Annotated in this window: 11 protein-coding genes; 8 read left to right on the forward strand and 3 right to left on the reverse strand. The window is 43.9% G+C overall.

Annotated elements, in window-relative coordinates:
- Positions 1-219 precede the first annotated feature (219 nt).
- The 5 genes from UH38_RS19695 to UH38_RS19715 all read left to right on the forward strand — a co-directional run bounded on the left by UH38_RS19695 (position 220) and on the right by UH38_RS19715 (position 8,224).
- Entirely contained in the window at positions 220-4,464 is a 4,245-nt protein-coding gene (locus UH38_RS19695; protein WP_045056394.1) for a helicase-related protein, read from the forward strand.
- A 127-nt stretch (positions 4,465-4,591) separates the two neighbouring features.
- Positions 4,592-5,083: a thermonuclease family protein gene (locus UH38_RS19700; protein ID WP_045056395.1), complete on the forward strand. Its 492-nt coding sequence runs from the start codon at positions 4,592-4,594 to the stop codon at positions 5,081-5,083.
- 3 nt (positions 5,084-5,086) lie between these two features.
- Positions 5,087-5,926 (forward strand): inositol monophosphatase family protein, encoded by an 840-nt coding sequence (locus tag UH38_RS19705; RefSeq protein ID WP_045056396.1) that lies wholly within the window; start codon positions 5,087-5,089, stop codon positions 5,924-5,926.
- Between the two features lie 115 nt (positions 5,927-6,041).
- On the forward strand, positions 6,042-6,974 hold the full coding sequence (locus tag UH38_RS19710) for a J domain-containing protein (RefSeq protein ID WP_045056397.1): 933 nt from the start codon (positions 6,042-6,044) through the stop codon (positions 6,972-6,974).
- On the forward strand, positions 6,974-8,224 hold the full coding sequence (locus UH38_RS19715; RefSeq protein ID WP_045056398.1) for an ATP phosphoribosyltransferase regulatory subunit: 1,251 nt from the start codon (positions 6,974-6,976) through the stop codon (positions 8,222-8,224). Before UH38_RS19710 ends, UH38_RS19715 begins: the two co-directional genes overlap by 1 nt.
- A 190-nt stretch (positions 8,225-8,414) precedes the next feature.
- Here the strand turns inward: UH38_RS19715 and ypfJ are convergent, their stop codons facing one another.
- From ypfJ to UH38_RS19730, 3 genes are all read right to left on the reverse strand, one after another.
- Entirely contained in the window at positions 8,415-9,269 is an 855-nt protein-coding gene (gene ypfJ / locus UH38_RS19720; RefSeq protein WP_045056399.1) for a KPN_02809 family neutral zinc metallopeptidase, read from the reverse strand.
- A gap of 216 nt (positions 9,270-9,485) precedes the next feature.
- Entirely contained in the window at positions 9,486-9,704 is a 219-nt protein-coding gene (locus tag UH38_RS19725; RefSeq protein WP_052672474.1) for a cell division protein SepF, read from the reverse strand.
- A 295-nt stretch (positions 9,705-9,999) separates the two neighbouring features.
- Entirely contained in the window at positions 10,000-11,223 is a 1,224-nt protein-coding gene (locus UH38_RS19730; protein ID WP_045056400.1) for an inorganic phosphate transporter, read from the reverse strand.
- Positions 11,224-11,570: 347 nt separating this feature from the next.
- Here UH38_RS19730 and UH38_RS26895 point away from each other — a divergent pair, with 347 nt between their 5' ends.
- The 3 genes from UH38_RS26895 to UH38_RS19740 all read left to right on the forward strand — a co-directional run bounded on the left by UH38_RS26895 (position 11,571) and on the right by UH38_RS19740 (position 14,794).
- The gene (locus tag UH38_RS26895) at positions 11,571-11,726 is read left to right on the forward strand and encodes a hypothetical protein (protein ID WP_160296000.1); all 156 of its coding nucleotides are present in this window, start codon (positions 11,571-11,573) and stop codon (positions 11,724-11,726) included.
- Between the two features lie 380 nt (positions 11,727-12,106).
- The gene (locus UH38_RS19735; RefSeq protein WP_045056401.1) at positions 12,107-13,621 is read left to right on the forward strand and encodes a NarK family nitrate/nitrite MFS transporter; all 1,515 of its coding nucleotides are present in this window, start codon (positions 12,107-12,109) and stop codon (positions 13,619-13,621) included.
- Positions 13,622-13,627: 6 nt separating this feature from the next.
- The gene (locus UH38_RS19740) at positions 13,628-14,794 is read left to right on the forward strand and encodes a nitric oxide synthase oxygenase (protein WP_200892523.1); all 1,167 of its coding nucleotides are present in this window, start codon (positions 13,628-13,630) and stop codon (positions 14,792-14,794) included.
- Positions 14,795-14,900 lie beyond the last annotated feature (106 nt).

A 14,900-nucleotide genomic window follows, 5' to 3' on the forward strand; every position in this document is an offset into this window, starting at 1 on the left:
TATATTTCCTTAATTATGTTAAACATAAACAGCTTTGCAAAAAACAAATAGGTAAGTTGCCCTCACCTCAATTTCCTCCTCAAGAGAACTTAGAAACAGCTTTATTAAGTGAAGCTTCTCTACAAGAAGACTGGTTGACTCCAGAAGAAGATGAAGCGTGGCAACATTTGTGACGCAGAAAGCCATATCCCAAATTATCGAGATTTTGCAGCAATAATTATGCTAGATACCGTTATCTCCGACTTAATCCGCAAGCAGCGCCCCTACTACTTGCTGCAAGGTAGCCCAATCAAAGGTATTGACAATCAATACTGGCTAATATTCAAACACCGCGACGCTGACAACCTGCTGCACAACATCGTCACATTTCTCGGTATCGGCGACAAACAAGCCACAGATAGATTGCTGCGAATTGACCCCAAAAGCGCCAAAGTTTTTACCTACACACCTCACCAACAAGGAAATTTACCTAGCCTCACGCTGCTGCGAACCAGCAACCTGACTACAATTGAACAATTCCTCCACCAAGAAAGTGTTAGCAAAGAAAAAGCTTTACTTGCAGGAAGCTTCTTAGAACTCAAAAATCGCCGCCGCAGATTCAACCTCCCCGACGAACTAGATAATTACAACACCTTTATCAGCAACGCTCTAGAACGCACCCAAATCTATCGCCGTTCTACAGCATACTTTGATAGTGGCGTGCTGAAACTGTACGAAGAACCCCTAAAAGCGATCGCCCAAAATGAAGGTCAAATTCGCCTATTAATGGATTGGCAAGGCTTCACCAAACGCGCAGATGCCGCAGAATTAGAAAAATTAACCGACCCCGACTATCGCCACAAATTTGCCTGTCGCACTTTAGCTGAATTTCTCAATGGCTTAGAAAATAGCGCCTTTACCAGCACAGAAATTTTAGCGGAGTTAATTCGCCTGGGATTATTGCAAATCAAACTGGTGAAAATGGAATCGGGACGAGCCATTTATCATAAAAAAACTGGCATCTTCAGTGACGCTTTAGATAACCATATTTTCCACGAAGGATCGGATAACTTTACTCGCGCCGCTCATAGCAAAAACGCCGAAAGCGTTACCTTTCTCTACTCTTGGGACGAACTAGATTCCGAAGCCATATTTACTAGCATCGCTCAATTTGATACCGAGTGGCACAGGGAAGATATTACCTTCGACCTATCACAGGAGTTTTTACAACAAGTATTAGCAGAACGCGATCGCCGCGCCAAACTAAAGCAACCAGTTATAGACTCCATTACTCCCGATGAATTTACCCCAGGAGAAACTACAAAAGTTGAAATTACGGGTCAAAACTTAGATACAGTAAGCGAAATTGAAGTAAATGAATTAGTTAAAGTAGAGATTCAGGAGAGACAAAGCGATCGCCTAACTGGTGAAATTGCGATCGCTCCCGATCACCCACCAATTACCCTTACAGACTTTAAAGTTAAAACTACAACAGGCGTTTACAACACCTCACCAAAGAAGCCCGCCACAGTCAGCCAATCTTTAGAAATTCCAGACTTTAGCGAAATAGAAGGCTTCAAGCAAGCAGTAGAACTACTTTTATCTGGAAAATACGGCACTCCTCAAGACTTTCTTTACTGGCTAGCAGAACAAAAATCCCATCAATTTCGCCTCGAACGCAGCGATTTACTAGATCGACTGGTTAACAAAGATACCCTCTTTGAACATCAAAAATCAGGAGCGCAACACTGCCTAAGAGTCATGCAAGACTTTGGCGTAGTCGTCTGTGCTGATGCTGTAGGTTTGGGTAAAACGCGATTAGCTGCTGCCGTTGCTAGATTGTACCGCGAACAAAACCCGCAAGCTAAAATTGCCATTATTGCCGCCAAAAAGCTGTATTCCAACTGGGAAAGAGAACTAGCAGAACTGGGATTTAAGCTCAACGAAAATTGCGAAATCTACAACAAAAACTTGATGAGCCGTAAAGGTAGCAACTTTCGCGAAAACCTCTATCGCTACGGCGGTCCCGACTTAGTAATTATAGACGAAGCCCACGAAGGCATCCGCAATTATAATAACCGCATTCATAAAACTTGCGTCGAAATGCAAGAGCGCGATCGCATCTCTGGCAAACAGCGCCATTTTCTCCTCCTTACCGCCACACCCTGGAATAACAGCCGCAAAGATATCTACAACATCCTTTCCCCTTTCATCAGCCGCTTAGAAGGCTTCAAAGAACTAGGCTTTCCAGCAGAAATGCAACATTGGTTTCAAAACCGAGACATTGGTGTTGAGAACTTCACCGACAACACCGAACTATTTCGCCGCACGTACCGCGAACTATTTTTGCAACGCACCCGCCAAATGCTGCGCGATGCTACACCAGACTTAAATATGTATGCCAAACGGATAGCAGAATGGTTGCCAGTACAATTTGAAAATAGTACAGAACAAGCCTTAGACCAAATATTCACATCTTTTGAAACCAGTTTATTTATTCCCTTTGCCGATCCCATCCGCTATTTGCGCGGTAGCGTAGAACAACGAAGTTTACTACAAAATCAACGCCGCTTTTTCTTGCAACGAGCAGAATCAAGTATGTATGCATTGCGGCGGACAATTTACAATTTTGGCGATCGCATCCGCCAAATGCAACACCGCTTAAATAATGTTGCTCCAACTGCTGATGGCTTAAAAGAATTTTTACTACTACATTACGGCTTTGAGTCAGAAAAGAAGCTCCAAACTGAATTTTTTGACTTTAACGATGCTGAAGCTTGGGATGAAGACGAGGAAGAAGAAGATGAAGCAGAAACAGAAGCAGAACAGGAAAATCGCAGTAAGCTACGTCGCTCTATTGAACTTGCTACAGATGCCTTACAAGCGCACCCAGACGACGCTCAAGCTATTTATACACAAATGCTGAACGCTTGTGAAGGCGACTTGCTTCAGCTAGAACAAATTCAAAATCTGTTGACAGGTGAATTTGCGATCGACCATAAAAGAGAGCAAGTTACGCGCAAAGTCCAAGAATTAGTTAGCCAAGGTCATAAAGTATTGCTAATTTCTACCTTTAGCGACACAGTAATAGACTACTACCGTTATATGACTCGCAACAGCGCGATGCCTTCGGCGGTTCGCGAAGCGACCATCGCATCTCAAGGAATTGGTATGGTAATTGGTGCAACTAAAACCTACTACCAACACGGATCGCCTGTCAAAATTAGTCCGATTAATGCTTTAAAAGGCGATCGCTCTCAAACTAACTTAAAACGCCAGCAAATATTTCGGTTATTTGCTCCCGCTGCTACCTGCAAAACTGAAGATGAACGCCCCAAACCAACAGAAGAACTAACCGTTCTCATCGGCTCAGAAACCCTATCTGTAGGGCAAAATCTCCAAGATGCAGACTACCTAATTAACATCGATTTGCCTTGGAATCCGATGGTTTTAGAACAGCGCATCGGCAGAATAGATCGCCCCAAACAGCACAAAGTAGAAAATATTTATATCTACTATGCCAATAGTGAAAGCCAACTGTTGCGCCAAGCCAGCCGTTTAACTAATTTGCACAAAAAACTCGTAGGAGAATTAGAAAGCAATAATGGCGCAATCCCCAGTATTTCTAGTGCAGAAACGCTAAAAGCCTCAATTTACGGCGACACCCTCTTTGATGACGAAGTTCTACCAGGATATATAGATTTTCTCGGCAGCCTAGCAAAAGTGAGGCGGATGGAACAGGGGAATTTACAAGAAGAAACTTATCAAAAGCAGGAAACTAGCCGCGATCTATACACCCATAATGAAATATTACACAGCGAAGAATTAGGCAAGTTAGTAGAGCAACTAGGCGAAGATTATCAAGCCTTACCAATTAGTTTAGGTCGCTACACAGGAGAAATAGACGAACCAAACGGCTTAGTAGCGCTGACACTAGACTATTTTGGACCAAATGGCGAACCAATACCCGATCGCAGACAAACGATATATTGGAACGATCGCACTGGCGAAAAAGATGGTTATGGGATAGCGATCGCTACTGCATTCAAAACACCTGTTTCTGGCGATGTATTTTCCACCACCCATCTATTAGCAAAGGCGCAAAACCTTTATAACGAGCTAGTTATGCTCAAACAACAACGAGTAACCCAAGTAGAACAACCAGAAACGCTAGAGAATATTACAATTACAAGCGATCGCATTTATAAAATCAACCAGCGCGTCAGCAAGCTCGATTCTTTCCCAGCAGGTATAGAAAGAACAGTAGTTAAAACTACATTCAAGAAACTAAACGCATGGCGTGAAAATAAACAAGTACAGAAGCTTCTACGCGATTATACAGACGGCAATAAAGCCCAATTAGACGATGCAAGCTTCGTTAGCCAATTAGTCCAAGATACAGACAAACTTAACCTAATTGCTCAAGAAGGTATCAAACCTAGTAGTCTAAAAGTCTCTTTAGCAGCACTTTTGCTGAGAGTATAGCTAGGAGCGATCGCTTATTATTGCCAAATATGTACCGCAAAAGACCTAAATACCTAAACATAATTTATTTAAAAATGCTCTTAATCCGCGCAGGCGTGTAGATGCGGTTTCCAACCTCCCCATACTAATGAAACCTTTTCTTATTTATTTAACCCTAGTTATATTTCTAGCAAGCTGTCAGCCTAACATTGCACCCCAAGGAATGACAGTAGAAGTGCAAAAGGTAATCAGCGGACAAACTTTAGAAGTTGCAGCTACAAATCGCCAAATAATGAAAGTACGCCTAATTGGTATCGATGCTCCCGATTTACGCCAGCAGCCTTGGGGAAAAGCAGCCAAAGCTGGCTTAGAAGCGATGCTTATTGGTAAACGTGCAGTTATAGAATTAGAGGCGCAACCAGATGAATTTGGGCGGCGTTTGGCTTATATTTGGTGCGATCGCCTTCTCATCAACGAAGAAATAGTAAACCAAGGCTACGTGCTAGCCTCGCCGCAAGGTAAATACGCCCAACGGCTAATTCTCGCTCAAGAATGGGCTAGACTCATGGAACGGGGAATTTGGAACCCCTCTCAGCCTATGCGCCTGACTCCAGCCGAATTTCGCTCTCAATATCGCTAAATTATGAATTCTCCTTCAGCTTCGCAACTGCAAACTTACTTAGAAATTGCTACAGAAGCGGCGCTAGCTGCTGGTGAAGTCTTGCAAAGCTATTTAGGTAAGGTAGAAGATGAAACTGCTCAAAAAGGTCGCCCAGGAGATTTAGTCACAATCGCCGATAAAGCATCTGAAGCGGTAATATTAGAAATCTTACAACGTCACTTGCCAGACCAGGCAATTCTTGCTGAAGAATCAGGCAAATTGGGCAACCAAAGCAGCGAATATCTGTGGGTAATAGATCCGCTAGATGGTACGACTAATTACGCCCACCAATACCCATTTTTTGCTGTATCTATCGGGCTATTAATTGCTGGCGTACCAGAAGTTGGCGTTATTTTCGATCCTTTTCACCACGAATTATTCCGCGCTGCTACAGGTTTAGGCGCAACCAAAAACCGCCGCCCGATCCAAGTTTCCCAAACAGCCCAATTGCAAGATAGTCTATTAGTTACAGGCTTTGCTTACGATCGCCGCGAAACTGCTGACAACAATTATGCCGAATTTTGTCACCTTACCCACCTTACCCAAGGCGTGCGTCGCAGTGGTTCGGCTGCTTTAGACTTAGCTCATGTCGCTTGCGGACGATTGGATGGTTACTGGGAAAGAGGAATTTCCCCTTGGGATATTGCTGCTGGTGTCATTCTACTACTAGAAGCTGGTGGCAAAGTTACAGCTTACGATGGTAGCCCTTTAATTATTGAATCGGGCAGAATTTTAGCTACCAATGGCAAAATTCACCACGTTTTAAGTCAAGAACTTGGGCAAATACCTTCTTTAGCGACGCAGGGCAATTATAATCTCTAAATAGCGGGAATATTTAATTTATATCAGTTAACCTAGCTAATGGGCGATCGCGCCCTTTAACTAAGCTAAATATTACTAAAAAATCTCTAATCAAAGGCAAGTGAGACAAAGCCTTATGTCTTTACCAAATAATATCGGACTATTCAAATTTGATTTTACAGACCGCCATGCAATTCTCGGCGTTCCTATTAATGCTGATTTCAAGGAAATCCGCCAGCGCTACTTAAAAATTGCCCGTCGCCTTCATCCTGATAGCAATGCTACTAAAAACGCTGCCGAAAAACAACAAGCCAACGAATTACTTTCTAAACTTGTCAATCCAGCTTACGAAAAATTCACCTCAGAACGCAGCCGCTCTGAGTATATGTTACTAATAAAAGATATTGCTAAACGGGCAGGACAAGAACAGAACAAAATTCAGCTAAATTACCCTGCATCTCAAGAACTAAATAAAACTAATAACATCGACCATATTTATAGAACTACCCTACAAAAACTCGCGCAAACGCAATATGAAGATATCGAGCAGATATCTGAAACTATTGCCCAAATTAGCGAACTAAATTTAGTTTATTTGATGCGGAAAGCTGATAAAGCCTTTCCCTCACCCCAAATGGTTGCTACCGCAGCACCAGAAGTACAGACAGCCCAGAAAACGCCGCCTCAAGAACCAGAACAACCGCAACAAGAATCGCTCGTCGATCAATATTTGCGTCGCGCTCAGAAATTGATGGAAAAAAACAATTTCCCTCAAGCACGAATTGAGTTACAAGATGCCTTAAAATTAGAGCCGAATAATGTTGTATGTCATAGCTTAATGGGCATAGTCTATCTCAAACAAAATCAACTAACAATGGCTAGAGTCCATGTCAATAAGGCATTGCAACTAGATCCCAACGAGCCAATGGCACTAAGAAGCAAGCAAGTATTAGATGAAGTTGCACCGCAAGCACCAGGAAAGACTACAGGATCGAGCGATCCTGGTAAACAAGAAGACAAACCAAAAGGGGGTTTGTTTGGTGGTTTGTTTGGTGGGAAGAAAAAATAATGGTATATCAACCACCCGCAGGCGCAAGGGATCTACTCCCCCTAGATGTTGCTCAAAAACGCTGGATTGAAGAGCGATTGCAGCAAGTCTTTCATCGCTATGGCTATCACCAGATTATCACTTCAACTCTAGAGCGATTGGATATGTTAATGGCAGGTGGAGCAATAGATCGCTCTACAGTCATTCAACTCCAAGGCGCAGATGAGGAAGAATTAGGCTTGCGCCCCGAACTTACAGCCTCAATTGCTAGGGCGGCGGTGACGCGCATGGCTGGAGTTACTTATCCTCAACGCCTCTATTACAACGCCAACGTATTTCGCCGCACCAAAAGTAGCTCCTACAACCGCCAGCAAGAATTTTATCAAGCAGGTGTAGAATTGCTAGGCGGTGGTGGTGGTTTAGCAGATGCAGAAATATTATTGCTGCTAGCTGAGTGTTTGAAGGAACTGGGATTGTTAAATGGATGGAAGTTGATATTAGGCGAAGCCGGAATTGCCCGATCGCTACTTTCGGCATTTCCTCCCCAGTGGCAGAATAAAGTTAGAGGTGCGATCGCATCTTTAGATCGAGTTACTTTAGAGAATTTACCTCTAAGCGACGAATTGCGTCAGCGGGCGCTATTATTACTCGACTTGCGCGGAAATCCTGCCGATGTATTGCAACGAGTTGTTAGTTTAGATTTAGATAAATCTCAGTTAGAGTCAGTCCATTATCTCAAATCGTTAATTTCTTTGCTAGATGAGTGTTTTCCCTTATCTAATGGGCAATTTCCTTTAGTATTAGATTTGAGCTTAATTCAGACAATTGACTACTACACGGGGATTGTGTTTGAAGTTGTCAGCGATAACGAATCGCAAACTCGGATATTAGGGCAGGGAGGACGGTACGATCGCTTATTAGGACTGTATCATCCCCAAGGCGAAACTTCGCCAGGAATTGGCTTTGCACTGAATATAGAAGAGTTGCAGCAAGTTCTTTTAGCAAATCATCAATTGCCTAAATTTGCCCCAGCGAGTAATTGGTTAGTTGTTCCAGAGACAAGCCAAGCTTACGCCGCCGCCTTTGCATACGCCCAAAAGCTACGCAGTTCAACGCATTTAGTGCAAGTGGAAATGGATTTAGGCGGGAGAGACAAAGCAGAAATCCGCGATTATGCTCGTAGTCGGAGAATTGGACAAATAGCCTGGATTAAACCAGACGGCGTACCAGCAATCGAGTCGTTGGATAAGCGATCGCATATTTCTTGTTAGAAGTAGCGTGTGGGGTGTGAAAGCGAACGCAGATGGACGAGGCAGTGCGCTGGGGAGACAGCGCTGTGGGCGGGTTTCCCGACTTGAGGCGACTGTCGTCGGCTCTGCCGACTTGAAGCACCTGCCGTGCGGATGAACGCAGATGAAGTTCATGCTGGTTGCACTGGTGAGGGTATAATGCTTTGCAATCTTATAAACGTGCTGTTTTAAAGGTGTTGCATTGCGCGGGATCGCCTGTTTGGATACCTTGCTTGAACCAACGGACTCTTTGGGCTGATGTGCCGTGTGTAAAGGATTCTGGGACTACATAGCCTCTAGATTGGCTTTGCAGGCGATCGTCTCCAATACTACTTGCTGCATTAAGTGCTTCTTCAATATCACCTTGTTCCAAAATTTGCCGCGTCCTTTGAGCGTTATTTGCCCAAATTCCGGCAAAACAATCTGCTTGCAGTTCTAACCTTACCGAAAGTTGATTTGCTTCTACTTCACTAACTCGGCTTTGCAATGCACGTACACGATCTGAGATACCAAGCAAATTTTGGACGTGATGCCCAACTTCATGAGCAATTACATAAGCTTGGGCAAAATCTCCTGGTGCTTGGAAGCGGTTTTGTAAGTCGTCGTAGAAACTCAAATCGATATACATTTTCTGGTCGGCTGGACAATAAAATGGTCCAGTAGCAGATTTAGCATAGCCGCAGCCAGAGTCAACCACGTCGGAAAATAGTACCAACTTGGGTTCTACATAAGTTTTGCCCATTTGCCTAAATAGGTCATTCCAGGTATCTTCTGTATCAGCAAGCACTACAGAAACAAAATCAGCCTGCTTATCCTCTTGTGGGGAAGTAGTGCGGGGAGCATCAGATGTAGGGCGATCGCTTACTGTAGTATCTGGTTGTAAAACTACAGATGGATCTATACCCAAGAAGCTAGCAATTAAAGCTAATACTATTACGCCAATGCCACCGCCAGCAACGGGACCTGCGACATTTCTGCCTCGCCTGTCTTCAACATTATCGCTTCTTCTCCCAAACTCCCAACGCATAAGACTTGCCCAATAACTTTAACTTTCAGTTTCAGCGATTCTACTGATTGATGCAAACTTACTTGAGTATTATTTAAGCGATCGCCTCAGCTAATTCAAAAGATACATATTCAAAAAAACGGTAGTTCTGAAGTAAGTAGATAAACTGGGTAACTTATCTTTGCCGAAATCGAACATCAGAAAAGATTGTCTACTCATTTTTTGGGTATTTTCAGACTATTGAACTTCTAAATATGTATTCCCAGGCATGAATATAAATATGCCTTCACCAAGTTGCTCTTGATTGCCTGCCAAAGCGTATGTAGCACCTGTAACAAAATCTACTGCCCGTTGTGCTTGTTCCGGCTCCATCTTACTTAAGTTCATGACCACAGATTGGTACTGCATTAATGCTTCTATCGCTTGAGTCACTTCCTGGAAGGAATACGGCTCCATTATTATCACTCGATAATCAACTACAGTGCTTACCATTGCTCAAATCTAAGTTATTAAAAAAGTGCAGATGCTATTAAATTTCTCTGTACAGGTAATCGCCTTCACCGCGAACCAGCAATTGTCTAGGTCGATGATGTCGCTCTGCACGTCTACAAAATAATTTCTTTTAAAAAAGTTTATGTCGATTGCCATCTGCTATACAGCGCAATATCACTGAGAAATAGAATGCCACTGCTGACTACCGCTAAAATATCTCCGTAAATATACGCTGGTAAATTCCTCAATTTTAGGATTACTAAAAAAACAAATGCGCCACGCTAAATAAGATTGCTCCTAACCCTGCACTGATAGGAATAGTCACTACCCAAGCTAAAGCAATACCTTGAAGAGTGTTAAATTGAATTGATTTGCGATTCTGCACTAAGCCTATTCCCACCACACCGCCAACTAAAGCATGGGATGTAGAGACTGGTAAACCTAGCCTTGAAGCTAATAAAATTGTCGTTGCAGTAGCAAGTTCCGCACAAAAACCGCCACTAGGTTGCAAAGTAATAATACTTTCGCCAATAGTTGCAATCACTTTTTTGCCCCACACCGCTAAACCTGCTACGATTCCCGCCCCACCTAATACCAAAATCCATAAGGGGATATTTAGCCCATTGAGGGGAACGCCACCAGTAGCATTAATATAGGCAATTACAGCTAAAGGAGCGATCGCATTACCTACATCGTTAGAACCGTGAGCAAAGGCTACGAAACAAGCACTTAATAGCTGAAATTTTGCAAAAATCCGCTCAATTGGGGCAGGAGCGTGAGGATTTACGTTACCTAGTTGTCGCCAAGAATTGAAAGTAATCCCACAAGCTGCGATCGCACCTATTACTAAAGGTACATCTTGACTGGGCAAAGGCAAATTAGCAATAAATGGCGTGTTAATAATCGGTGGTAAAACAATTACGCCAAATATACTAACTAAAGCTACGCTCAACCAAGGAATCCACTCATCTAGTTGTTCTAACTGATTTGATCTGTCTAAAATCCAGCGCTTAATAGCACTATAAAATATAGCCGCAACCGAAGCACTCAACAGCGGTGTAACTATCCAGCCAAGAGTAATCAAACCAATAGACGACCAAGCGATCGCATTTACCCCCACAGCACAAGCACTAAACCCTGCGATCGCACCCACCACAGCATGAGAAGATGCTACAGGTAAGCCGCGACTTGTGGCAATTTGCAGCCACACTCCACAAGCAATTAATACTGACACCATCCCTACCAACAATACTTGCGGCGCATCAGCAAATAAAGCCGGATTGACTATTTCTGTTGCTAAAGTTTCCGATACTTCATGTCCAAACAACACCGCCCCTGTAAATTCCAACACGCCAGCAATAACCAACGCTTGACGCAGGGTGATAGCCTTAGAACCTACTGAAGTTCCCATCGAATTTGCAACATCATTAGCGCCAAGATTCCAGGCGACATAAAAAGCTAGAACAGCTACGAGAAAAATCATGTTTGTGGTTGCTTCAGTGTTTGCGCTCTACTTCCAAAACAAAAAAAATCTAGACCTACAATTTCCCAAACAGCTTCTAATTAATGGTAAATATTAAGTGCAGAAATTTTTAATTATCGCGACATTACCACAAAGCTCTGCTAAACATCTAAATCTGGCGATCGCTCTAAAAAAGCTAGCTGTTAGGATCGACTTCATACCATTCGCCCGAAGAATTACCGAACTGCTCTTACTCTTTTTATTGATATAAGTGTAAACAGTAATTTTGGCTGTTAGCAAGCCGAAATTTATATGACTCTTAGAGAAATGCAGTCTTTTTTACCTTTTATTAACGAAGAGGAAAAGCTATGAGATTTCGCTATCGAGGTGTTTTATATGAGTACCATCTATCTCCAAATAAATTCATTTTTCCGTTGGTATTGCACTATCAAGATATAGTTTACAACTTAGAGATACAATCATTTGACTGTGCGCCAGAAATCAGCCAGCAACACTGTCTGTAAGCGGCTATTGCGATCGTAAAATTTCAACTCATAGTTGGCAGAAGAACTATCAGCAAAACCTTGGGCAATTTCAGTATTGACTACTATTGAGGCTTTGGACGAAACAAGCGTATCGAAGAGCGCAGCTAATTTTGCCCGATCGCCAACAAGCTAAATATCATATTTTGAGTTTTTGGGGTAGCTAGCCGTTTTACGCTACTAGGTTCCTAACGCCTGGGATTGCACCACTTCTTGCTGTAAATCTCCAGCTTTGCGATCGCTTTCAACTTCCTAGCACAACCATCAGCCATCTTAGAGCAATGCTATCTCGCTAAGTCAACATAAATTACCACACTTTGCTCCTCTTTATCTATCTTTGTCCGCCAACCAAAGAGCAACCTATGATGCGTACATTATTTTCGTTTCGCGATCGCTACCGTATTCTCCATCTCACATGGTTTGCTTTTTTTCTCTCATTTGTAGTTTGGTTTAGCTTTGCTCCATTTGCAACAACAATTGGGCGCGAACTCGATCTCACCGCGCCGCAACTGAAAGTCCTAGCGATTTGTAATTTGGCATTAACAATTCCCGCCCGCATTATTGTTGGCATGGTTCTCGATCGCTACGGACCTCGATTAACGTTTTCAATATTGCTAGCCTTTGCCCTTGTACCTTGCTTGCTGACCGCGACAGCTCAAGATTTTAATCAACTGGTCTGGAGTAGTCTGACTAATAGCATCTTGGGGGCTGGATTTGTAGTCGGCGTTCGCATGGTTGCGGAGTGGTTTCCTGCCCAAGAAATGGGTCTAGCACAAGGTATCTACGGTGGTTGGGGGAACTTTGGCGCAGCAGCAGCCCAGGGTTGTCTGCCAATTTTAGCTGTAGTCAGTGCCTATGTTACAGGCGGAACATTGAACTGGCGGATGGCGATCGCGCTCGTCGGTGTCGTTACAACTGTGTATGGTATTATTTACTATCGCTGCACTCAAGACACACCTCCTGGTGAAGTTTACCAACGTCCGCAGCGACATGGTGGATTGGAGGTCACGAGCGATCGCAGCTTTTGGGCATCGTCACTGTTAGATTTAGGCTTGCTCGTCTCGCTGGGGCTGTTGACGTATCCGCTAGCTCAAAACAACATTCATTTCTTGAATGCAGTTCAAGTAGCTTTGATTTGGGGCTTTCTAGGCTTGCTGGCAGTAGTTCAGTTCTATAAATCTTGGCAAGTCAACCGAGAGGTTGTTGGTTCGCTCAATCCCTTCAGTCCAGCATTTCTGCAAAAAAGTCAGCACTATCCCCCCAAAGAGCGCTACCAGTTGCGCCAAATCGCTCTACTCGACTTCACTTATTTCACAAACTTCGGCTCTCAGATTGCAGTGTTGTCGGTCTTGCCAAGTTGGTTTGAACAAACCTTTGGACTCAATGCTGTAGTTGCTAGTGTCGTTGCCGCAGCTTATCCGGTTCTGAACCTAGTCTCTCGTCCGAGTGGGGGATTGATAAGCGATCGCTCTGGAAGTCGAAAATGGACGATGACGGGACTGACGATCGGCATCGGGATTAGCTACTTGCTGATGGGCAAACTTGACGATCGCTCCCCTCTCACAGTTGCGATCGCTGTAACGATGCTTTGCGCTTATTTTGTTCAATCTGGCGCAGGGGCAACGTTTGGCATCGTGCCGTTAATTCGCAGAGCCGTAACTGGGCAAATTGCAGGCAGCGTCGGAGCTTACGGCAATGTCGGCGGCGTAATTTACTTGCTAATTTACAGCCTCAGCAATGCTCAAACCCTGTTTTACAGTATGGGCGTGACAGCTTTGGTTTGTGCTAGCTTATGCGTGTTTTTCTTACAAGAACCTGCAAGTGTTGTTAGCTCAAAACCTTTTGAAAAAGTTGCCGCTTTAACCAACAAGTCTTAAATACTTATGGAACTTAGCAACGAGCAAATCCGCGCCCAGATGGAAGATGCAGAATCGCTACCGATGCTGTTATTAGAGGCGAACGAATATCTCCAGTTGTTTTGTCAAGAACAGTCGCTACCAGAATCATACTTACAAGAGCGACTTGCAGAGATTACTTGCGACTATCGGAAGTCGCGCATTTACTGGCAGACCGAGCAGGAGTTGGCTTATGGGGCAAAAGTCGCTTGGCGCAATAGTACGCGCTGTATTGGTCGTATCTTCTTGGAATCTTTGCGTGTCAGAGATTTACGGCATCTCACCACCGCCGAGGAAATTTTTGCTGCGCTCGTGGAGCATATTCAACTTGCAACCAACGGCGGGAATATTGCGCCAACCATTAGTATCTTTGCTCCCGACTTACCCAGGCAGCCTGGAATACGTATTTGGAATCCCCAGTTAATTCGTTATGCTGGGTATCTTCAGCCCGATGGAGCGATCGTCGGCGATCCCGCTCAAATCGAACTGACGGAAATTTGTCAACGCTTAGGCTGGCAAGGACAAGGAACCCAATTTGACATTCTGCCGTTGATTATACAGATGCCCAAACAAAAACCTCAGTGGTTTGAACTGCCAAAAGCCGTAGTGCTGGAAGTTCCGATCGTCCATCCTGAGCATGACTGGTTTGCTAACCTGGGACTGAAATGGCACGCGCTTCCTGCTGTTTCCGACTGGCGCTTAGAAATTGGTGGGATCTCCTATTCCTGCGCTCCCTTTAGCGGTTGGTATATGAGCGCTGAAATTGGTTCCCGCAATTTTGGGGATGTGAAGCGCTACAACCTATTGCCCGCGATCGCTCAACGCTTGGGGTTAAATACGCAATCAAAACTATCGCTATGGCAAGACCGAGCGTTGATTGAGTTGAATCACGCCGTTTTGCATTCGTTTACAATCTGTGGGGTGACAATCGTCGACCATCATACTGCGTCTACACAGTTCATGCGGCACTGGCAGCGAGAAGCAGAGGCAGGACGGATCGTGCCTGCAGATTGGGGTAGAATTGTGCCGCCAATATCCGCATCTACCTTGGAAGTCTTTCATCAAGAGATGCACGATGTTTGCTTTAAACCTAACTTTTTTCAACTGCCTCAGCCTTGGACGACAAGTATGGTATCTAATACCAATTTAATGTGAAGATAAACTTAATACAGCATCAGTAATAAACTCCCAACCTGTAAGCGAAGCAATCAATTCTGGAGTTAAGTCTTTGAGAATGTCAGACAATCTCCGTCGCAATTGT

The organism is Aliterella atlantica CENA595, from assembly GCF_000952155.1.
Lineage (GTDB): Bacteria > Cyanobacteriota > Cyanobacteriia > Cyanobacteriales > Chroococcidiopsidaceae > Aliterella > Aliterella atlantica.